Origin of the sequence: Streptomyces sp. NPDC001339, from assembly GCF_042895955.1 — a bacterium.
In the GTDB taxonomy this organism is placed as follows: domain Bacteria; phylum Actinomycetota; class Actinomycetes; order Streptomycetales; family Streptomycetaceae; genus Streptomyces.
The window spans coordinates 173,756-193,762 of the sequence record NZ_JBIAWT010000002.1 but is presented as its reverse complement, the minus strand read 5'-3'; the positions used below and the strand labels follow the sequence as shown (position 1 = coordinate 193,762).

At 72.2% G+C, this 20,007-nt stretch carries 19 protein-coding genes; 5 read left to right on the top strand and 14 right to left on the bottom strand.

Translation table 11 applies throughout. The annotated features are described in order from the left end of the window. Positions 1-81 precede the first annotated feature (81 nt). Positions 82-1,563 carry an ethanolamine permease gene (gene eat / locus ACFY12_RS06050; protein ID WP_390714539.1) on the top strand — a complete coding sequence of 494 codons (1,482 nt, stop codon included), beginning with the start codon at positions 82-84 and terminating at the stop codon, positions 1,561-1,563. A 54-nt stretch (positions 1,564-1,617) separates the two neighbouring features. Further along, a complete protein-coding gene (locus tag ACFY12_RS06045; protein WP_390714538.1) occupies positions 1,618-2,322 on the top strand; it encodes a gamma-glutamyl-gamma-aminobutyrate hydrolase family protein in 705 nt (234 codons plus the stop codon). Positions 2,323-2,364: 42 nt separating this feature from the next. On the opposite strand, the gene ACFY12_RS06040 is transcribed toward ACFY12_RS06045, so the two are convergent. Together ACFY12_RS06040 and ACFY12_RS06035 are read right to left on the bottom strand one after the other, a co-directional pair. Beyond that, positions 2,365-2,724 (bottom strand): hypothetical protein, encoded by a 360-nt coding sequence (locus ACFY12_RS06040; protein ID WP_390714537.1) that lies wholly within the window; start codon positions 2,722-2,724, stop codon positions 2,365-2,367. Positions 2,725-2,829: 105 nt separating this feature from the next. Continuing rightward, positions 2,830-3,783, bottom strand: coding sequence for a LysR family transcriptional regulator (locus tag ACFY12_RS06035; protein WP_390714536.1), 954 nt, complete (start codon positions 3,781-3,783; stop codon positions 2,830-2,832). 70 nt (positions 3,784-3,853) lie between these two features. On the opposite strand from ACFY12_RS06035, the gene ACFY12_RS06030 reads away from it, so the two are divergent. Then, positions 3,854-4,996 carry a TDT family transporter gene (locus ACFY12_RS06030; RefSeq protein WP_390714535.1) on the top strand — a complete coding sequence of 381 codons (1,143 nt, stop codon included), beginning with the start codon at positions 3,854-3,856 and terminating at the stop codon, positions 4,994-4,996. A gap of 20 nt (positions 4,997-5,016) precedes the next feature. Here the strand turns inward: ACFY12_RS06030 and ACFY12_RS06025 are convergent, their stop codons facing one another. The 4 genes from ACFY12_RS06025 to ACFY12_RS06010 form a co-directional block, all read right to left on the bottom strand. Then, on the bottom strand, positions 5,017-5,757 hold the full coding sequence (locus ACFY12_RS06025) for a helical backbone metal receptor (protein WP_390714534.1): 741 nt from the start codon (positions 5,755-5,757) through the stop codon (positions 5,017-5,019). Positions 5,758-5,883: 126 nt separating this feature from the next. Next, positions 5,884-6,321, bottom strand: coding sequence for a hypothetical protein (locus tag ACFY12_RS06020; protein WP_390714533.1), 438 nt, complete (start codon positions 6,319-6,321; stop codon positions 5,884-5,886). A gap of 257 nt (positions 6,322-6,578) precedes the next feature. Then, positions 6,579-8,414 (bottom strand): ABC transporter permease/substrate binding protein, encoded by a 1,836-nt coding sequence (locus ACFY12_RS06015; protein ID WP_390714532.1) that lies wholly within the window; start codon positions 8,412-8,414, stop codon positions 6,579-6,581. Next, positions 8,407-9,576 carry a glycine betaine/L-proline ABC transporter ATP-binding protein gene (locus ACFY12_RS06010; protein WP_390714531.1) on the bottom strand — a complete coding sequence of 390 codons (1,170 nt, stop codon included), beginning with the start codon at positions 9,574-9,576 and terminating at the stop codon, positions 8,407-8,409. Before ACFY12_RS06010 ends, ACFY12_RS06015 begins: the two co-directional genes overlap by 8 nt. 226 nt (positions 9,577-9,802) lie before the next feature. Here ACFY12_RS06010 and ACFY12_RS06005 point away from each other — a divergent pair, with 226 nt between their 5' ends. Further along, positions 9,803-10,717 (top strand): 5'-3' exonuclease H3TH domain-containing protein, encoded by a 915-nt coding sequence (locus ACFY12_RS06005; RefSeq protein ID WP_390715057.1) that lies wholly within the window; start codon positions 9,803-9,805, stop codon positions 10,715-10,717. A 113-nt stretch (positions 10,718-10,830) separates the two neighbouring features. After that, positions 10,831-11,682: a siderophore-interacting protein gene (locus ACFY12_RS06000; RefSeq protein ID WP_390714530.1), complete on the top strand. Its 852-nt coding sequence runs from the start codon at positions 10,831-10,833 to the stop codon at positions 11,680-11,682. Between the two features lie 438 nt (positions 11,683-12,120). Here ACFY12_RS06000 and ACFY12_RS05995 read toward each other — a convergent pair whose 3' ends face one another. From ACFY12_RS05995 to ACFY12_RS05960, 8 genes are all read right to left on the bottom strand, one after another. Next, entirely contained in the window at positions 12,121-14,931 is a 2,811-nt protein-coding gene (locus tag ACFY12_RS05995) for a DEAD/DEAH box helicase (protein ID WP_390714529.1), read from the bottom strand. 208 nt (positions 14,932-15,139) lie between these two features. Continuing rightward, positions 15,140-16,153: a twin-arginine translocase subunit TatC gene (tatC, locus tag ACFY12_RS05990; RefSeq protein ID WP_390714528.1), complete on the bottom strand. Its 1,014-nt coding sequence runs from the start codon at positions 16,151-16,153 to the stop codon at positions 15,140-15,142. Between the two features lie 63 nt (positions 16,154-16,216). Then, the gene (gene tatA, locus ACFY12_RS05985; protein WP_390714527.1) at positions 16,217-16,519 is read right to left on the bottom strand and encodes a Sec-independent protein translocase subunit TatA; all 303 of its coding nucleotides are present in this window, start codon (positions 16,517-16,519) and stop codon (positions 16,217-16,219) included. A gap of 246 nt (positions 16,520-16,765) precedes the next feature. Continuing rightward, positions 16,766-16,969 (bottom strand): hypothetical protein, encoded by a 204-nt coding sequence (locus ACFY12_RS05980; protein WP_390714526.1) that lies wholly within the window; start codon positions 16,967-16,969, stop codon positions 16,766-16,768. 63 nt (positions 16,970-17,032) lie between these two features. Beyond that, positions 17,033-17,278 (bottom strand): hypothetical protein, encoded by a 246-nt coding sequence (locus tag ACFY12_RS05975; RefSeq protein WP_390714525.1) that lies wholly within the window; start codon positions 17,276-17,278, stop codon positions 17,033-17,035. Between the two features lie 118 nt (positions 17,279-17,396). Then, entirely contained in the window at positions 17,397-18,347 is a 951-nt protein-coding gene (locus tag ACFY12_RS05970) for a helix-turn-helix transcriptional regulator (RefSeq protein WP_390714524.1), read from the bottom strand. Between the two features lie 20 nt (positions 18,348-18,367). After that, positions 18,368-19,435 carry a helix-turn-helix transcriptional regulator gene (locus ACFY12_RS05965; protein ID WP_390714523.1) on the bottom strand — a complete coding sequence of 356 codons (1,068 nt, stop codon included), beginning with the start codon at positions 19,433-19,435 and terminating at the stop codon, positions 18,368-18,370. A gap of 153 nt (positions 19,436-19,588) precedes the next feature. Next, complete coding sequence (locus ACFY12_RS05960; RefSeq protein WP_390714522.1) at positions 19,589-19,963, bottom strand: FKBP-type peptidyl-prolyl cis-trans isomerase; 375 nt, start codon at positions 19,961-19,963, stop codon at positions 19,589-19,591. Between the last annotated feature and the right edge of the window lie 44 nt (positions 19,964-20,007).

Sequence of the window (20,007 nt, the reverse complement as noted above, 5' to 3'; positions counted from 1 at the left end):
TCTTGCGCCGGAGCGCCCCGGGAAGCAAAGGTACGCGCCAGAACCTTTGCTCGATTCCCCTCGGCGAGGCAGGAGCGGCTCATGGCCGACAGCACCGATTCGCAGACCGCACCGCCCACCGCCTCCACCGGCGGCGCTCCCCCGGGCGGCGCCTCGTCCGACGCCGCCTATCTGGAGCGGCGGACCCTGCGCCGCGGCAGCGCGGGACCGCTGCTGCTGACCGGCCTGGGCGTCGCCTACGTCGTCTCCGGCGACTTCTCGGGCTGGAACAACGGACTGGCCCACGGCGGCTTCGGCGGCCTGGCGATCGCCGCCGTCCTGATGGGCCTGATGTACACCTGCCTGGTCTTCGCGCTGGCGGAGCTGGCCTCGGTCCTGCCCACCGCCGGCGGCGGCTACGGCTTCGCCCGGCGCGCGCTGGGCCCCTGGGGCGGCTTCCTCACCGGCACCGCCATCCTCATCGAATACGTCCTGGCCCCGGCCGCGATCGCCCTCTTCATCGGCGACTACATCGAATCCCTGGGCCTCTTCGGCCTGCACTCGAGCTGGCCGGTCCACCTCGCCTGCTTCGTCCTCTTCATCGGGATCCACCTGTGGGGCGTCGGCGAGGCGCTCCGCTTCAGCCTGATCGTCACCGCCGTCGCGGTCGCCGCGCTCCTCGTCTTCGCCTGCGCCGCGCTCACCGACTTCCACGTCGACGCGCTCGACGACATCCCGGTCGAGGCCGGCGCCTTCGGGGCGAACTCCTGGCTGCCGTTCGGGGTCCTGGGGATCTGGGCGGCCTTCCCCTTCGCCATGTGGTTCTTCCTCGGTGTCGAGGGCGTACCGCTGGCCGCGGAGGAGACCAAGGACCCGGCGCGTTCCCTGCCCCGGGCGATGGCCGCCGCGATGGGCGTGCTGCTGCTGCTCGCCCTGATCACCTTTGTCGCCGCGACGGGGGCACGCGGCTCGGCCGCCCTCCAGTCGGTGGGCGACCCCCTCGTCCAGGCGCTGCAACCGCACGGTGTGCCGACGACGGTCAGCCGGATCGTCAACTACGCGGGCCTGGCAGGCCTGGTGGCGTCCTTCTTCTCGCTGATCTTCGCCGGATCCCGGCAGCTGTTCGCCCTCTCCCGGGCCGGCTACCTCCCCCGCTTCCTCTCGCTGACCAGCCGCCGCAAGGCCCCCTACCTGGGGCTGCTGGTGCCCGGCGGGCTGGGCTTCGGGCTCGCCGCGGCCACCGGCGACGGCGCCCGGCTGCTGAACATCGCGGTCTTCGGCGCCACCATCTCGTACGCTCTGATGGCCCTGTCGCATATCGTGCTGCGCCGCCGGGAGCCCGGTCTGCACCGCCCCTACCGCACCCCCGGCGGCCTGCTGACCTCGTCCGTCGCCTTCGTTCTGGCCTGCTCGGCGCTGGTGGCGACGTTCCTGGTCGACAAGGACGCCGCGGTCATCGCGCTCGCGGTGTACGTCGTGGCGCTGGCGTACTTCGCGTTCTACTCCCGGCACCGGCTGGTGGCCGCGGCGCCCGAGGAGGAGTTCGCGGCGCTGGCGGCGGCGGAAGCCGAGCTGGAACACTGACCGACCGTCCCCGACTCCCGTGCTCTTCCCACCCCTTGGACCCTTGGAGGACCCGTGACCAGCCCCCTCATCGGCGTCAGCACCTATCAGGAGGAGGCCGGCTGGGGAGTCTGGACGCTGCCGGCCGCGCTGGTGCCCGCCGGATACCCCCGGCTGGTCCAGCGCTCGGGCGGACTGCCCGTCCTGCTGCCGCCCGGTGATCCGGCGACCGCCGCGGCGACGGTGGCCCGGCTGGATGGACTGGTGATCGCCGGCGGCGCGGATGTGGCACCGGACCGCTACGGCGCGGAGCCGCACCCCAGGACCGGACCGCCGGCCCTGGACCGGGACGCCTGGGAACTCGCCCTGATCGAGGCCGCGTTGACGGACGGGGTGCCGCTGCTGGGCATCTGCCGCGGACTGCAACTGCTGAACGTGGCACGGGGCGGCACCCTCGTCCAGCACCTCGACGGGCATGCCGGACCGCCCGGGGTCTTCGGGCACCACGATGTCGAGCCGGTCCCCGGGACGCTGCTCGGCCGTGCGCTGCCCGAGCCGGTGTCCGTACCGACGTACCACCACCAGGCGGTGGACCGGCTCGGCAGCGGGCTGCTGGCCTCGGCGTACGCGGCGGACGGCACCGTCGAGGCGCTGGAACTGCCGGACGCGCGGGCCTTCACGCTGGGGGTGCAGTGGCACCCGGAGGCCGGGGACGACCCGCGCGTGATGGACGCGCTGGTGGCGGCGGCACGCGAGGTGTCCCCGGGGCGTGAGGTGTGACGTGTCTCAGACGTCCCGTGTGCCTCGGACGTCCCGCGTATCTCAGACTTCCCGCATCCCGCAGGAGGCGGGGATCCAGCCGGTGTTGCCGCGGAACGTGATCTTGTACCAGTCGTTGCCCGAGCGGTTGCACAGGTCGTAGGCCTGCCCCGTCCCCTTGCCCTGGATGCAGGTCTTCGCATCCTTCGTGAACAGCCCGACCGCGGTGCTGTTCAGCTTCCGCTCCTTGCGGATCTTCACATTCTCCTGGGCCCACGCGGAGACGCAGTCGGCCGCCGTGGCCTTGGCCGTCACGGCCGGCCGCGCCGCTCCGGGTGTGCCGGCCACAGCCGTCCCGGCAGTGAACGCGGTGCCGACCAGAGCCGCCGAGACGACGGCGGGCGCGATGAACTTGAGCCTCATATGCGGCCGTTCCCCCTTGTTGTCCGCAGTGGGCGCGGTGGCGCCCACTCGATTCGCACACCCTAGCGAGGCCCGTGTGCGGCGATCAACACCGCTCCCGCCGCCTCAGGACGTCCCCCGGGTCAGCCCCAGCAGGCGGCGGGCCGGGCCCACGGGCCGCTGACCGGTCCGCCACACGGCCCGCAGGTCACGGCCGAGCCGCAGCCCGCTCACCGGGATCTCCACCAGCCGGCGGGCGCTCAGCTCCTCCCCGACCGCGAGCTCGCTGAGCACCGACGGTGCCGCCTCACTCACCACGGCGGCCTTCACCGCGGTGGTCGAGGCGAGCTCCAGCAGCGGCTCGGCCAGTCCGCCGTGCCCGGCGAGCGCCGCGTCCAGCACCTGCCGGGTGCCGGAGCCGCGCTCGCGCAGGATCAGCGGGGTCCCGGCCAGCTCGGCGGGGGTCAGCGCGCTGCGGCGCCGGGTCCACGGATGCGACGGCGCGGCGACGACGAGCAGCCGGTCATGCCCGATGACCGCACCGTCCAGCCCCGCCGGCACCTGCAGGCCCTCCACGAAACCGAGGTCCGCCGCACCGGCCAGCAGCCGCTCGGCCACCGCGCTGGAGTTCCCCGCCAGCAGCGAGACGGCCGTCCCGGGCAGCTCCGCCCGCAGCGCGACCAGCCACCCGGGCAGCAGGTACTCGGCGATGGTCATACTCGCCGCGACCCGCAGCCGGGAGTCCCGCTGCCCGCGCAGCGCCTGCGCCCCCGCGTCGAACGCCTCGGCCGCCTCCACCACCCGCCGCGCCCAGTCCGTCACCAGCGCCCCGGCGTCGGTCAGCCGGGAGCCGCGCGGCGACCGCTCGACCAGCGCCACCCCCAACTGCCGCTCCATCGACCGGATCCGGCTGCTGGCCGCGGGCTGACTGATCCCCCGGTCCCGGGCCGCCCGCCCCAGACTGCCCAGCCGCGCGACGGCGAGCAGCAGCTCCAGCGCACCGAGATCCGGCACCCGGTGCGACAGCGATACGGCGACGGGCCCGGCACCGGCGCCCTCCTCGTAACCACTCCTGCCCATAACCCCAGCTTATGCCGTCATAGACGGATAGTCCCTGGTGGGGACGGTTCCGCACGGAGACGCTGGAGCCATGGCTACCCTCGCGCACGCAGCGTCCCGCACCGCCCCCTCCGCTCCGCGGCCCCCGAGCCCGGTCCGTCACCTGGGGCCGAACTGGTACGCCGCCGTCATGGGCACCGCCATCGTCGCCAACGCGGGCCATGCCCTCCCGCTCACCGCTCCCGGCCTGCACACCGCCTACCAGGTGGTCTGGGCGCTGTCGGCGCTGATGCTGGTGACGCTCCTGACGGCCCGCGCCGTGCACTGGCTGCGCCACACCGACCAGGCCCGCCGCCACCTCCAGGACCCGTCGGTGGCCCCGTTCTACGGCTGCCTGGCCATGGCGCTGCTGGCGGTGGGCGGCGGCACGCTCGCGGTGGGCCGGGACGTCATCGACGAGCCGGCCGCCCTCGCCGTCGACGTCACCCTGTGGTCCCTGGGCACCCTCGTCGGTGTCGTGGGTGCCGCGGCGATCCCGTACCTGATGGTGACCCGGCACCGCATCGAACCGGGCAGCGCCACCCCCGTCTGGCTGCTGCCCCTCGTCGCCCCCATGGTCTCCGCGGCCCTCGGCCCCGCGCTCGTCCCCCATCTGCCGGCCGGCCAGCCGCGGCAGGCGCTGCTGCTGGCCTGCTACGCCCTGTTCGGCATGTCCCTGCTGGCGACCCTGGCCGTACTCCCCCTCGTCGTGTCCCGGCTCCTCCACCACGGCCCGCTGCCGCTCGCCCTGACACCCACCCTCTTCCTCGTGCTCGGCCCGCTGGGCCAGTCCACCACCGCGGTGAGCAACCTCGCGGGCGTCGCCCCGGAAACCGTGGACGCCGCGACCGCCCACGCCATGAGCGCCTTCGCGGTCCTCTACGGCGTGCCGGTGACGGGCTTCGCGCTGCTGTGGCTGGCGATAGCGGGGGCGATGGTGGTCCGCGCGTTCCGCGCCGGTATGGGCTTCGCGATGACCTGGTGGGGCTTCACCTTCCCGCTCGGCACCTGCGTCACCGGAGCGGCCGGGCTGGCCGCGCACACCGGTCTGGCCCTCTTCACCTGGCTGGCCGTGGCGCTGTTCGCCGTCCTGGTGACGGCGGTGGCGGTGGCCGGCTGCCGCACCGCGAGCGGGCTGGTCCACGGACGCCTGCTGACGGCACCTCAGCCGGTACCTCAGCCGGTCAAGGCGTAGTCTCCACGGTCCGGGCGACGTCACCGGGCCGCGGCGAGCGCCTTCGCCAGAACGTCGGGAGCTTCCGCCAACGACGGTCCGTACCAGGTCAGATGGCGGCCGCTGACCAGCGCGGCGGGCAGGTCCGGGAACGCCTCGGGCCCGTCGTCGGCGGTGAACCGGTACGGCTCGTCGGGGAGCACGACGAGATCGGCCGGGGCGGCGTTGAGCTCGGCGAGCGCGATCTTCGGATAGCGCTCGGCACAGCCAACGTAGACATTGCGTACGCCGAGGCGGGCGAGGACGTCCCCGGCGAAGGTGTCCCGGCCGAGCACCATCCACGGCCGCCGCCAGACCGGCACCACCGCGGCCCTCCCGTCCCCGCGGCGCACCGGCAGATCACGCCAGGCGGCCTCGGCGGCGTCCAGCCACGCGAGCCGGGGCAGTCCGCAGCCGTCGACCAGGACCCGCCGCAGCTCGCCGAACGCCTGGTCCAGCGTCCGTACCTCGGTCACCAGCACGTCGAGCCCCGCGGCCCGCAGGGCGTCGAGGTCCGGCGGCCGGTTCTCCTCCTCGTTGGCGAGGACGAGGTCGGGCGCCAGGGCGGCGATCGCCGCGGTGTCGGGATTCTTGGTGCCGCCGATGCGGGCGGCGTCCAGCCCGGCCGGGTGGCTGCACCAGTCGGTGACGCCGACCAGCAGCTCGGGGGCGGAGGCCGCCACCGCCTCGGTGAGGGAGGGCACCAGGGACACCACGCGTCGGACGGGCCGGTGACGGGTCATCCGCCCACGGTACGCCCGTCCCGCCACCCGCCACCCGTCACCCGTCACCCGTCACCCGTCACCCGGGAACGTCCTCACCCCACCCGCTCTCGACGCCACCGCACCCGCCGCTCCGTACGAGTACGCTCAGTACCGCGCGCCGGCCCCGCGCCGCCGCAGCAGATACGCCGCACTGCCGGCCAGCAGGAACAGCGCCAGACCACTGGCTGCCTGCACCATGTTCACCCCCTCCACCCGCCCGCGGTGCACCGTCACGGTCTCGGTGAACTTCGCCCCGCCCGGCGCACATTCGATGGTGACCTGGTAGCGCCCCGGCGCCGCCCGCTCGAGGACCCAGGCATCGGCGGCCATCCCCCGCGTGCTCGGCCGCAGCGCCACCGAACCGAAGAGCGCCGAGTCCGCCCGCGCACCCCGGGCCGCCGCGCACTGCCGGCCGTCACTGATGCGCACCCGCTGACCGGCCGACATCGGATCCGGCTCCACCCGGGCCGCGGCGACGGGCGCGCCGAGCCCCAGCGCGGTGGCGCTGATCAGGGCGACGGCGGCGGGGCGTGCGGACTTCACGCCCTCCAGCGAATCATCCGCCGCCCCGCTCCGCGACGAGGCCGCGCCCGGTCAGGTGACGCGCTCGGGGGACAGGTGACAGCAACCGGGGTGAAGGGGCCGGGAGACAACGGCGAGCCCCCGTCCGACAGCGGCCGGACGGGGGCTCGAACACCCGCGGGTGTGATCGCGGGGGGGGGAAGCTGCATGGCGGTGAATCGCCTACGTCACCGGCTCACCCACTGAAACCTTGCTTCCCCGCGTCCCTCCACCTTCTTCTACTTCCCGGCGTCCTTGCCCTTGGCGGACGAGGCCTTGCCGGACGGGGCCTTGCCGGCCGGCGCGAAGGTGTCGACCAGGCCGGGGTTCTTCTTCAGCCAGGCGCGCACACCGTCCTGCTCATGGCCCTCGCCGGCCGTCTTGACCTCGTTCTCCAGGCTGGTGAGCTGCTTCTCGTCCAGGTGGAAGTTCTTCATCCACCGGGCGACCTCGGGCTCGTCCTGGGCGAAGCCCTTACGGCCCAGCAGGTGCAGGCTGTCACCGGAGCCGAAGGAGCCCTTGGGGTCCTTCAGCTTGGTGAGCGGGTACTTGTCGTACGCCCAGTGCGGCGACCACAGCGTGACCGCGATCGGCTTCTTCTGGTGGACGGCGCGGTCCAGTTCGCTGAGCATCGACGCGGTGCTGGACTCCTGGACGGAGTACTCGCCACCCAGGCCGTAGTCCCCCAGGACCTTGTCCTTGAGGATCTTCATCTCGCCGGCGCCCGGCTCGATTCCGGTGATCCGGCCGCCGAACTCCGCGGCCCTGCCCTTGAGGTCGTCGAGGGTCTTGACGTCCTTGACGTACGACGGGACCGCGATCTCCAGCGAGGTCTTGTCGTACCAGGCGCCGAGGTCCTCCAGCTGGTTCTGGTACTTCTCCCAGTACGAGGCGTGGGTGGTCGGCAGCCAGGCGTTGGTCTGCACGTCCAGATCGCCCTGGGCCTGCCCGGCGAAGAGCGGGCCTGCCTCCAGGGCCTGCACCTGGGGCCGGTATCCGCGCTGCTCCAGGATCTCCTTCCACAGGTACGTGGTGGCCTTGCCCTCGTCCCAGTTGACGTAACCCAGGCGGATCGGCCGGCCGCTGCCGCCGCCGGCCGTGCCGCCGTCCTTGGCGAAGACGCTCATCCCGCCGGCGATCAGCGCGAGCACCACCACACCGGCCATCGCCATCGAGGTGGCGGGCCGCCACCGCAGGAACTTCAGCCCGCCGAGCGACGCCTGCGCCTTGGCCAGCGCGCGCCGGCCGAGCGGGGAGACCCGCTGGTTGAGCGCGCCGGTCATCCGGTCCAGGTACATGGCGAGGATGACGACCGCGAGGCCGGCCTCGGCGCCCAGGGCCACATTGACCGAGCTGATCGCGTTGTAGACGGAGGAGCCCAGACCGCCGCCGCCGACCATGCCGGCGATGACGACCATGGACAGGGCGAGCATGATGACCTGGTTGATTCCGGCCATGATCGTGGGCAGCGCCAGCGGCAGCTGGACACGGAAGAGCGTCCGCCGCGGGTGGGTGCCGAACGCCTCGGCCGCCTCGACCAGCTCCTCGTCGACCTGCCGGATGCCCAGCTCGGTCATCCGGACCGCGGGCGGCATCGAGAAGACGATGGTGGCGACGATGCCGGGCACCACGCCGAGGCCGAAGAAGAGGATGCCGGGGATGAGGTAGACCATCGCCGGCATGGTCTGCATCAGGTCCAGGACGGGGCGCAGCGCCCCGCCGACGACCCGGCTGCGGGCCGCCCAGATACCGAGCGGTACCGCGACCGCGACGGTGATCAGGCAGGCCACCAGCACCAGGGAGAGCGACTCGATGGTCGGGCCCCACTGCTGCATCGAGTCGATCAGCGCGAAGCCGAGGAAGGTGAGCACGGCGGCCGGCAGCCCGCGCAGCCACCAGGCGAGCACCGCGAGGATGCCGGCCAGCAGCAGCGGTGCGGGCGCGGCGAGCACCGAGTGGATCGCGTCGTAGAGGCCGTTCAGCACCGTGGTGACGCAGCTGAAGAGCCAGTCGAGGTTGTCCCGCAGCCAGTTGACGGCGTCGTTCGCCCAGCTGCCTACCTGGATCCTAGGCACGGGCGGTCACCTTGCCCTCGGACTGACCCTCCGACTGCGCGGGGACCGCGGCGGCCACCGCCGCGTCCGGTGCGTCGGGTCCGTCCGGCCGGCCGGGTCCCGGCTCGCCGAGCACCGCCAGCAGCCGCTCGGCCGGCACGGCGCCGACCACGGCACCCTCGGCGTCGGTCACCGCGACCGGCACGCTGCTGGCCGAGCAGGGCGCGAACAGCTCCACCAGAGGGGTGTCGAGGCCGACGGTGGCCGGCGCCGCGGCCCGGAAGTCCTCGACCGTGCCGAGCTTCCCGCCGTCCGGTGCCGTCCCGCCGAGCACCGAGCCGACCTCGGTCATCACCGCACCGGCGGTGAGCACCCGGCTGCGGTCCACGTCCTGGATGAAGGAGGCGACGTAGTCGTTGGCGGGCCGGACGAGGATGTCCTCGGCGCTGCCGGTCTGCACGATCCGGCCGTCCCGCATCACGGCGATCTTGTCGCCGAGCCGCATCGCCTCGTTCAGGTCATGGGTGATGAAGACGATGGTCTTCTTCAGGGTCTTCTGGAGCTCCAGCAGCTGATCCTGCATATCGCGGCGGATCAGCGGGTCGAGCGCGCTGAAGGACTCGTCCATCAGCAGCAGATCGGCGTCGGTGGCCAGCGCCCGGGCGAGGCCCACGCGCTGCTGCATACCGCCGGACAGCTCGTCGGGCCAGGATTTCTCCCAGCCCTTGAGCCCGGCGAGGGCCAGCGCCTCGGCGGCGCGCTCCTCGCGCTCGGCGCGCGGTATGCCCCGCACCTCCAGGCCGTAGGCGGCGTTCTCCAGCACACTGCGGTGCGGGAAGAGCGCGAAGTGTTGGAAGACCATGGAGATCTTCTCGGAGCGGACCGCGCGCAGCTCCTTGTCGCTGAGCGAGGTGAGGTCCTGGCCGTCGAAGCGCACGGTGCCCGCGGTCGGCTCCAGCAGCCCGTTGAGCATGCGCAGCAGCGTCGACTTACCGGATCCGGACAGACCCATGACGACGAAGATCTGGCCCTCGTCCACCTCGATCGAGGCGTCGATCACGGCGGCGGTGATGCCTTCGGCCCGCAGTTCGTCCCGGCCGGCACCGGCCTGGAGCTTGCGGACCGCGTCCTCGGGTCGTCTGCCGAACACCTTGTACAGGTGCTCGGCTTGCAGCCTGGACACATATACCTCTCTGGTCGCACGTAAAACGACCTGCCACCCCCGCAGGCAGGTCGTGGAGCGTACGGGGTCCGCCCGTCTTCCACCGGTAAAAGGTTGAAACTCCTCCGGGTCCACTCCAGGTGCGCGCCTGCCCGGCCATAAAAGGCTCAAACTCGACAGTGCGGCAGATCACATCGGTGTGACGTAAGGGGCATACGGCATCATGCGGGATGTGACTCGACGCCTGATGCTCCTCGACACCGCCTCCCTCTACTTCCGCGCCTATTTCGGGGTACCGGATTCGGTCAGGGCCCCGGACGGCACCCCGGTGAACGCGGTACGCGGCCTGCTGGACTTCATCGCCCGGCTCGTCCAGGACCACCACCCCGATGACCTGGTCGCCTGCATGGACGCCGACTGGCGCCCCCAGTGGCGGGTCGACCTGATCCCCACCTACAAGGCGCACCGGGTGGCCGAGGAGGCCCCGGCCGGATCCGCGGAACCCGACACGGAGGAGATCCCCGACACCCTCTCCCCGCAGGTCCCGATCATCGAGGACGTCCTGGACGCGCTCGGCATCGCCCGTATCGGCGCGGCCGGCTACGAGGCGGACGACATCATCGGCACCCTGACCGCACGGGCCGACGGCCCGGTCGACATCGTCACCGGCGATCGCGACCTCTTCCAGCTCGTCGACGACCGGCGCGGCATCCGCGTCCTCTACCCCCTCAAGGGCGTCGGCACCCTCCAGCTCACCGACGAGGCCCTGCTCCGCGAGAAGTACGGCGTGGACGGCCCCGGCTACGCCGACCTGGCACTGCTGCGCGGCGACCCCAGCGACGGCCTGCCGGGCGTACCGGGCATCGGCGAGAAGACCGCCGCCAAGCTGCTGGCCGCCTACGGCGATCTCGCGGGCATCATGGCCGCCGCCGAGGACCCGGCCTCGAAGGTGACCCCCGCGCAGCGCACGCGCCTGCTGACGGCACGCCCTTACGTCGAGGTCGCGCCGAAGGTCGTCAAGGTGGCCGACGACGCCCCCGTCCCCGACATCGACCACACCCTCCCCGCCGATCCGGCCGATCCCGAGCGCCTGGAGGCCCTGGCGGCCCAGTGGGGCCTCGGCGGCGCCCTGCAGCGTCTGCTGGCCGCACTCCGCCGGTAGCCGGCGAGGACCCGCCCTTCAGCCTGGTACTACTGCCCGAAACCGGTGATCCACCAGCACCGACGACCTGTTAGCTTAGGTATACCTAACAAGTCTCATGTCAGGGAGTCGCCGTGGCAGCAGCAGAGCGTCCGACCCGCAAGAAGCCCACCCTGCACCGGGCCCGGGTACAGCGCACCGAGCAGCTCACCCCGCATATGGTCCGCGTGGTGCTCGGCGGCGACGGGCTGGCGGAGTTCACGGCCGGCGAGTACACCGACCACTACGTCAAGCTGGTCTTCCCGCTTCCCGGAGTGCGCTACCCGGAACCGTTCGACATCGCGCAGATCCGCGCCGAACTCCCGCGCAACCGGTGGCCCAGAACCCGCACGTACACCGTGCGCGCCTGGGACGCCGAACGCCGCGAACTGGCCGTGGACTTCGTGGTGCACGGCGACGAGGGACTGGCCGGACCGTGGGCGTCCGCCGCCCGGCCGGGCGACGAGATCTTCCTCCTCGGCCCCGGCGGCGCCTACGCCCCCGCCCCCACGGCGGACTGGCATCTGCTGGCCGGCGACGAGAGCGCCCTCCCGGCCATCGCCGCCTCCCTCGCCCGGATACCGGCCGGCGTTCCCGTACACGCCTTCATCGAGGTGGCGGGACCCGAGGAACACCAGGAGCTCGACGTGCCGGCCGGCGCCGAGATCACCTGGCTCCACCGCGGCACCGCCCCCGTCGGCCGCGAACTGGTCGCCGCCGTACGGGCGTTGACCTTCCCGCCCGGCCAGGTCCAGGCGTTCGTGCACGGCGAAGCCGGCTTCGTCAAGGAACTCCGCCACCTCCTGCGCGTCGAACGCCACGTCCCCCGCGAGGCTCTCTCCATTTCGGGCTACTGGCGCAGCGGCCACAACGAGGACGGTTGGCAGGCGTCCAAGCGGGCGTGGAACCAGCAGGTGGAGTCCGAACAAGAGCTGCGCTCGGCGTAATCCCCACGTTGTCGGCTGCGGCGCCGTGCTTGTTGCTCGCCGTTGCGCCCGTCCGCTGCGCTTGGCTTGATTCCCACGTTTTTAGCTTTCCCGCCGTGGCGCCTGGCGGCGGGCCGTTGCCGCTGCGCGGGGCTGTACGTCACGGGTGCGCCCCTCCGAACTTCGTTCTGCGGTGCGCCCCCTCCCGTGGGTGGGTGGAAGAAGACCGGTGGGGGCGTACGTGATCCCTTACGTGCGCGCAGTGGACCACTTGCGCACACCCCCACTCACCGTTCTTCCTCCCACTCCCGAGAGGGGCCGCTCCGCAGGACGAAGTCCGGAGGAGCGGACCCGCACCCGACCAACCACGCCCGCCGCAGGCGCAACGGCGAAACGGAGGTACGGCGCCGCAGCCGACAACGTGGGAAGCCCCTAGCGGAGCGCAAGCGCAGCGGACGGTTAACCCACGGAGGAGTAGGCCACCACGCCCCGCAGAACCCCCTCCACCGCCTGGCGCGCCGCGCGCGCTACGCCCGGTGGGGCCGCCGCCGCGATCTGGCCGAGGACGTCGATCAGCTGCTTGCACCAGCGGACGAAGTCGCCGGCCGGCATCTCCGCCTCGCGGAGCACCTCGTCCAGGCTGAAGCCGGAGGCCCACCGGTACGCGGCCCAGGCGAAGCCGAGGTCGGGCTCGCGCTGGCCGACGCCCTCCGTCTGGCTGATCCCGTGGTCGTCCTCCAGGGCGTCCAGCCGGCCCCAGATCCGGACCATCTCCCCCAGCGCGGCCTGGGCCTTCCCGGACGGCAGCTTGGGTGCCGCCGCGTCGTCGGCCTGCCGCGCCTCGTACACCAGCGCCGAGGCGCAGGCCGCCAGTTCCGCCGGGCCGAGCCCCTCCCAGACGCCCTCGCGGAGGCATTCGCTCGCCAGCAGATCCAGCTCGCCGTAGAGCCGGGCCAGCCGGCGGCCCTCGTCGGTGACCGTGTCGCCTTCGAGGTAGTCCAGCTGCGTCAGCAGGGCGCAGATCCGGTCGAAGGTACGGGCGATGGTGTTCGTCCGGCCCTCGATCCGGCGCTCCAGCTGGCGGGTGTCACGCTGCAGCCGGTGGTAGCGCTCCGCCCAGCGGGCGTGGTCCTCGCGCTCGGCGCAGCCATGGCACGGGTGCGCGCGGATCGCCGTCCGCAGCCGGGAGATCTCCCGGTCGTCGGCCGCCCCCGAACGCTGCTTGCGTTGCCGCGACGGCGGGATGTGCCCCGCCTTCGTCCGCAGCGCGGACGCCAGATCGCGGCGGGACTGCGGGCTGCGGGCGTTGAAGGACTTGGGGATCCGCATCCGGTCCAGTGCGGCGACCGGGACCGGGAAGTCGATCGCGCCGAGCCGCTTCACCTGCCGCTCGGCGGTCAGCACCAGCGGCCGCGGGCCGTCCTGCGCGTCGAAGCCGCGGTGGCCGTTGGTCCGCCCCGAGGGCATACCGGGGTCCAGGACCAGCGCCAGGCCCGCGTACTTGCCGGTCGGCACGTGGATGACGTCGCCGGGCCGCAGCTTCTCCAGGGCCGCCGCGGCCGCCACCCGCCGCTGCGCCGCGCCCTGCTTGGCCAGCTCCGTCTCCCGGTCCTTCAGCTCCCGCCGCAGCCGGGAGTACTCCTCAAAGTCGCCGAGATGACAGGTCATCGAGCCGCGGTAGCCCGCCAGGCCCTCCTCGTTCTTCTGCACCTGCCGGGAGATGCCGACCACCGACTTGTCGGCCTGGAACTGCGCGAAGGACATCTCCAGCAGCTCCCGCGAACGGTGCCGGCCGAACTGCGAGACGAGGTTGACCGCCATGTTGTACGACGGTTTGAAGGAGGAGCGGAGCGGATACGTACGGGTGCCGGCCAGGCCGGCCAGGGCTCCCGGGTTCATGCCGCGCTGCCACAGCACCACCGCATGGCCCTCGACGTCGATGCCGCGGCGGCCGGCCCGGCCCGTCAACTGGGTGTACTCGCCGGGCGTGATGTCGGCGTGCTGCTCGCCGTTCCACTTCACCAGCTTCTCCAACACCACTGAACGCGCGGGCATGTTGATGCCCAGCGCCAGCGTCTCGGTGGCGAAGACGGCCTTGACCAGGCCCTTGGTGAAGAGCTCCTCGACGACCTCCTTGAAGGTCGGCAGCATGCCGGCGTGGTGCGCCGCGATACCGCGCTCCAGGCCTTCCAGCCACTCGAAGTAGCCCAGCACATGGAGGTCGTCGTCCGGGATGCCGGCCGTCCGCGCCTCGACTATCCGCCGGACCTGCTCGCGGCCCTCCGCGTCGTTCAGCCGCAGACCCGAGTACAGGCACTGCTGGACGGCCGCCTCACAGCCCGCGCGGCTGAAGATGAACGTGATGGCGGGCAACAGGCCTTCGTTGTCGAGGCGGTCGATGACCTCGGGCCTGCTCGGTGTCCAGATCCGGGCGCGCTGCCGCCGCTCGCGCTCGCGGTCCGCCTCGCGCATGTTCCGGCCCCGGCGCTTGTCCCGGCCGAACGTCGGCCGGCTGTTCTCCATCCGGGACAGCCGCTCCAGGTCCGGGTTGACCTCCCGGCGGCCGCCGCCCTGGCCGTCCCGCTCCTCGAACAGGTCGTATATCCGGCGGCCGGCGAGGACGTGCTGCCACAGCGGCACCGGGCGGTGCTCGGAGACGATCACGGCAGTGTCGCCACGGACCGTGTCCAGCCAGTCACCGAACTCCTCGGCGTTGGAGACCGTCGCGGACAGTGACACCAGCGTCACGGACTCGGGGAGATGGATGATCACCTCTTCCCAGACGGCGCCGCGGAAGCGGTCGGAGAGGTAGTGCACCTCGTCCATCACCACATACCCGAGGCCCACCAGCGACTGCGAGCCCGCGTACAGCATGTTCCGCAGCACCTCGGTGGTCATCACGATCACCGGGGCCTCGGAGTTGACGCTGTTGTCGCCGGTCAGCAGGCCGACCTTGTCGGCGCCGTAACGCTTGACCAGGTCCAGGTACTTCTGGTTGGACAGCGCCTTGATGGGGGTGGTGTAGAAGCATTTACGGCCCTGCTCCAGGGCCAGGTGGACGGCGAATTCGCCGACGATCGTCTTGCCGGATCCGGTGGGAGCCGCGACCAGCACGCCCTTTCCGGCCTCCAGGGCCTGGCACGCCTCGACCTGGAACGGGTCCAGATCGAAGTCGTACAGCCCGCGGAAGGGGGCGAGTGCGGTGGCCTGCTCGGCCGCCCGGAGCTTGGCGGCGGCATAGCGTTCAGCAGGGGACATGTCCTCGGTCATCGTGCTTACGAGCCTACCGGCCACCTCTGACAACGACCCGATCTTTATGGGGGACCGCTACTGGCCACCGGCGAAGTCCCCCTCACCGCCGGGCAGCCGTCCTCGCCGCCGGACAGCCGCCCGGTCCCGTGCGGGCGAACGGCCCCCGGCTCGTCGAGTCGAGCACGGGGGCCGTCACCTGGTGTCGCGGTCCGTCACCGCCGGCCGCTCACGTCACGTCGTCGTAGCCGCCGGGGCCTCCGGGGCTGCCGGGGGCGCGCCCGCCGCCGACGCCGCCATGTCCCTGCGACCCGTCGTCGCCCTCGCCGCGGCCGGTCTGCTCCGGCAGCATCCGCGCGGACGGCACCGGCTCGATCTCCCCGACCTCCGACGGCGTCAGATCCAGCTCGGACGCCTCGTCGTCGTCCAGCTCCGCGTCAGGGTCGGCCCGCCTGCGACGGCGGTCGTTGAGCAGGCAGACACCGACGGCGCCGAAGTACAGCAGAACGATCGGGGAGGCCAGCAGGCACATGGTCATCGGGTCACCGGTCGGCGTGGCGAGCGCCGAGAAGATCGTGATGCCCAGCACCATGAACCGCCACCAGCTCAGGATCCGGCGCCCGGTGAGCACCCCGCCGAAGTTGAGCAGCACCAGCAGCAGCGGCAGTTCGAAGGCGAGGCCGAAGACCACGACCATGCGCGTGACGATGTCGAGGAACTCGTCGGCCGGGAACATGTTGCCCCACTGCTCGGGAGTCAGCCCGACCAGCGCCCCGGCAGTGGTGGGCAGCACCGCGTACGCGAGGTAGGCGCCGCCGAGGAAGAGCGGCACACCGGCGCCGACGAAGCTCAGCGCGTACTTCTTCTCGTGCGCGTGCAGACCCGGCGCGAGGAAGGCCCAGAACTGGTAGAGCCACACCGGGCTGGCGAGGACCACACCCGTGGTGAGGGAGAGCTTCAGCAGGATCGTGAACGGCGCGATCAGACCGTTCGCGTAGACCTGCGCACAGGGGTGCTCACGCATCGCACCGGTGATGCCCTCGGGACAGCCCACGGCCTTGATCGTCGGCCCGGTGATGAAGTGTGCGATCTCCTTGTAATAGAGCATCGCGACGACGGTGACCACACCGATCGCCAGCACCGACTTCAGCAGCCTGTTACGCAGCTCACGCAGGTGCGCCGCGAGCGGCATCCGCCCCTCGGGGTCCTTGTGCTGCTTCTGCTTGCGGGCAGACTTGAGCAACCCACTTCCTCGTCTCGTGCATCAGCCGTCCCGGACCGGACGGGTCCGACGGGATCGGTACGGTCAGCTCTGCTTGGTGGCGTGGCTCGGCTCGGCCACGGGGCGCGAGCTGCTCACGTCACCGGGAGCCGCCTGGATCGTACGAGGAGCCTGCGGGGCCGCCTCGGCGGAAGCCTCGGACGCCGTGCCCGCGGCACCGCCGTCCGTCTCGCCGCCGTCCTTCTTCATCGCCTTGGCCTCGCTCTTGAGGATGCGAGCGGACTTGCCGAGCGAACGCGCCATGTCCGGAAGCTTCTTCGCGCCGAACAGCAGCACAATGACAACGAGGATCAGGATGATCTCGGGGGCCCTCAGGTTGCTGAGCATGTGCGACTACCTTCTCGCCGGGGCGGCGTCTGCTGGTTGCCTGCCGATGGGTCGGTCTGGCGTACTGGTGCTGCGTCGATCGTAACGTTCGGTGGTGAACGCCGGGCAATCCCCTTGCGTACTCCCGATTGCCGAGAGCGCCGCACTGCCCGAACCGCCGGCCAGCCTACCTCTCCGCTCCCCGCCGGAGCAGGCTCCCGGCACCGCTCGGCAACGTCCACGGCCGGCCGACGACCGGGGCCGGGGTCAGTCCCGGCCGGCCCCGTGCAGCCGCGAGGCCAGTGGCACGGCCGCCCGCTCGAGATCGTCGGCCGCCCGCTGGATCCGCTCCGACGCCGCCCCCACCTGCCGTGCCAGCCGTCGCACCTCGACGAAGACGCGGACGGCGAGGATGCCGAGCACGGCGATCCCGAGGAAGCCGAGGGTGATTGCGATCATGGGCCAGAGCATGGGGCGAGCCTATCGGTCGCGCCACGAGCCCGCCGGTCAGCCGTACGGCGCCGAGCCCGTCCGTCAGCCCGTGTGGAGCCGCAGCGTGCGCACCCCGCCGCCGGTGAGCAGTTCGACGATCCGCTCCCCGGCCGGCTTGCGGACCGCCCGGCCGCAGTCGGGGCAGGTGAAGGAGTAGAAGGTGGTGCGCCGGCTGGCCCCGATCGCCAGCCGGAAGGCGTCCGAGTCCAGCTCGAAGCGGCCCCGGCAGTCCGGGCAGGCCGCCTTGAACAGCACCGGAGCGGTCGCGCCCGCCATCGTGGTCGTCATCCCTCGCTGCCTCCGCCTTCTCCCCGCACCCCGCGCACCGCTCATGCCGATACCTCGCTTCGCCCGGCCCCGCATGCCCGGCGCGCGCACCTCTTGAGGGTGAGCTCGCTGTGCTCGCTCACTCGCCGTACGCCGCGAGCGCCTGCTCCGCCGCGCGCCGGGCGCTGTCCGCGAGCGCCTGCGGCGCCACGATCCGGCCGTCCCGGCCCAACCGCAGCGCCAGCCGCCGCAGCGAGGCCGGATCGGGGGTGCGCAGGGTGATCCGCAGCCCGCCGTCGGGGAGCTCCTCGGCGCTGTCGTGCGGGTAGTACTCGGCGACCCAGCGTCCGCCCGGACCGACCTCGACCGACACCTCGGGATCCTCGGCGGCCGGCTGCACCAGCCCCTCCGACAGGTCCCGCAGCTCGACCGGCGGCGGATCGGCCGGCGCGTCCAGCAGCTTGATCTCGGCGACCCGGTCGAGCCGGAAGGTGCGCCGGGCCTCCGAGAGCCGGCACCAGGCCTCCATGTACGTATGGCCGACGGCGAACAGCCGGATCGGGTCCACCTCGCGCTCGGTCAGCTCGTCGCGGGCCGGGGAGTAGTAGCGCAGCCACAGCCTGCGCCGCTCGGCGATCGCCCGGTCGACGTCGGCGAACACCCCGCCCTCCGACTCGAACGTCACCGAGAGCCGGGAACTGGCGCCGGCCGCCTCACCGGCCGCCGCCTCCAGCTTGGCGGTGGCCCGCAGCAGCGCCTGCCGGTCGCCCTCCCGCAGCCCCGGCAGGGTCGCCACCGCGCGCGCCGCGACCAGCAGCGCGGTCGCCTCGTCGGCGGCCAGCCGCAGCGGCTCGGCGACATCGTCGGGGTTGTGCCACCAGATCCGGTCGCCGTCGGTGTCGATGTCGAGCAGGTCGCCGCCGCGGAAGCTCGTCCCGCACATCGGCAGCACGTCGAGATCGGCGATCAGCTCGTCCTCGGTGATGCCGAAGGCGCGGGCGACATCGCCGACCCGGGCGCCGGGGCGCTCCCGCAGGTACGTCACCAGCGACAGCATCCGCCGGGTCTGGTCGATCGCGTTGGAAGCCATGAGTCCGCGTCCCGTCCCTCTCAGCCCTTGGCCACGGCACGCAGCCGGTCGACGACATCGGCCCGCAGCTCGGCCGGTTCCAGCACCACCGCATCCGGGCCGAACTCCACGAGCCAGGCGTCGAGTCCATGACCGTAGGGGATCTCCAGCTCGTCCCAGCCGTCGCCCAGCTCGCGCACGGACAGCGCCCGGGCGCGCAGCGGATAGCCGTGCTCGGCCCGGAGTCTGATCCGCGCGGTGCCGGTGGCGGTCTCCCCCGCCCAGCTCTCCACGGTCTCCCGTACGGTGACGTGATCGGGCACCGGAGCGGTGAACTTGCCCTGCCGGGAACGGACCTTGCCGGTGATCCGGGAGAGCCGGAAGACCCGCTCCGCCTTACGTCCGCGGTCCCAGCCGGCGACGTACCAGTGCCCGCGCCAGCACTCCAGGATCCACGGCTCGACCTGCCGCTGCTCCGGGTGCGCGGCGGTCGACTTGCGGTAGTCGAAGACGACCGGGCGGCGGTCACGGCAGGCCAGCATCAACGGCTCGAAGGCCGCCTCATGGGCGGGGATGCGGGGTTCGAGGGCGCTGTGCGGCGGTCCGGCGTCGTAGTCCTCCCCGCCGTCCTCGGCCAGCGGCATCCCGGCGGCGCGCAGCTTCTGCAGGGCACCGCTGGCCGCGCCGGCCAGACGGGCCTGCTGCCAGACCTTGGCGGCGAGCCCGAGGGCGGCGGCCTCCTCGGCGTCCAGGGTGATCGGGGGCAGCCGGTTGCTGTCCCGGCGGGCCAGGTAGCCGATCTCGCCGTCGATGCCCTCGACGGTCTCGATGACCAGGCCGAGCTCGCGCAGATCGTCCTTGTCCCGCTCGAACATGCGGTTGAAGGAGTCGTCACTGCCGGCCGCGCCTCTGCCCGACGCGGGGGCCGCACCTCTGCCCGGCCCGAAGGCCGCACCCCTCCCCGGCCCGAAGGCCGCACCCCTCCCCGGCCCGAAGGCCTCGACGTAGGCCTCGATCGAGTCTCTCAGCTCGCGCTTGGTCAGCGGGCGTCGCGTCCCCAGCAGGCACAGCGCCAGGTTCATCAGCCGCTCGGCCTTGGCAATGGCCATCGACGCCCTTTCTCGTGGAACTTCCCGATCGCTGACCGTACCGCTCGGGACACGTACGGGAAAACCCGAGGACCCGTGCCAGGGGTGGCACGGGTCCTCGGAAGCGGTCGGTGCCCGTACGGACGGTGACCTACAGGTGTCTCGGACCGAGACTCAGACCGAGACCAGGTCGCAGACGAAGATCAGCGTCTCGTTCGGGGCGATCCGGCCGCCGCCCGCGCCGCGCTCGCCGTACGCCAGGTGCGGCGGAATGGTCAGCCGGCGGCGGCCGCCGACCTTCATGCCCTGCACGCCCTGGTCCCAGCCCGGGATGACCTGGCCGGCGCCCAGCTGGAACTGCAGCGGCTTGCCGCGGTTCCAGCTCGCGTCGAACTCCTCGCCGGTGCTGTAGGAGACGCCGACGTAGTGGACCGAGACCATGGCCCCGGCCTTGGCGACCGGCCCGTCGCCCTCCCACAGGTCCACGATCTCCAGATCGGTCGGAACCGGACCCTCAGGAAAGTCGATCTCGGGCTTGTCGATGCTCACGAATGTGCTCCTACTTACGAATCTTTACGATTACCTGGCCAGTC

Coding starts and splice junctions, on each gene's coding strand:
- ACFY12_RS05995 (WP_390714529.1), bottom strand. CDS start 14,931: ATGACCGAGGACATGTCCCCTGCTGAACGCTATGCCGCCGCCAAGCTC.
- ACFY12_RS06030 (WP_390714535.1), top strand. CDS start 3,854: ATGGCTACCCTCGCGCACGCAGCGTCCCGCACCGCCCCCTCCGCTCCG.
- ACFY12_RS05965 (WP_390714523.1), bottom strand. CDS start 19,435: ATGGCCATTGCCAAGGCCGAGCGGCTGATGAACCTGGCGCTGTGCCTG.
- ACFY12_RS06005 (WP_390715057.1), top strand. CDS start 9,803: ATGCTCCTCGACACCGCCTCCCTCTACTTCCGCGCCTATTTCGGGGTA.
- ACFY12_RS06025 (WP_390714534.1), bottom strand. CDS start 5,757: ATGACCCGTCACCGGCCCGTCCGACGCGTGGTGTCCCTGGTGCCCTCC.
- ACFY12_RS05975 (WP_390714525.1), bottom strand. CDS start 17,278: ATGACGACCACGATGGCGGGCGCGACCGCTCCGGTGCTGTTCAAGGCG.
- eat (WP_390714539.1), top strand. CDS start 82: ATGGCCGACAGCACCGATTCGCAGACCGCACCGCCCACCGCCTCCACC.
- ACFY12_RS06040 (WP_390714537.1), bottom strand. CDS start 2,724: ATGAGGCTCAAGTTCATCGCGCCCGCCGTCGTCTCGGCGGCTCTGGTC.
- ACFY12_RS06035 (WP_390714536.1), bottom strand. CDS start 3,783: ATGGGCAGGAGTGGTTACGAGGAGGGCGCCGGTGCCGGGCCCGTCGCC.
- ACFY12_RS05970 (WP_390714524.1), bottom strand. CDS start 18,347: ATGGCTTCCAACGCGATCGACCAGACCCGGCGGATGCTGTCGCTGGTG.
- ACFY12_RS05980 (WP_390714526.1), bottom strand. CDS start 16,969: ATGCTCTGGCCCATGATCGCAATCACCCTCGGCTTCCTCGGGATCGCC.
- tatA (WP_390714527.1), bottom strand. CDS start 16,519: ATGCTCAGCAACCTGAGGGCCCCCGAGATCATCCTGATCCTCGTTGTC.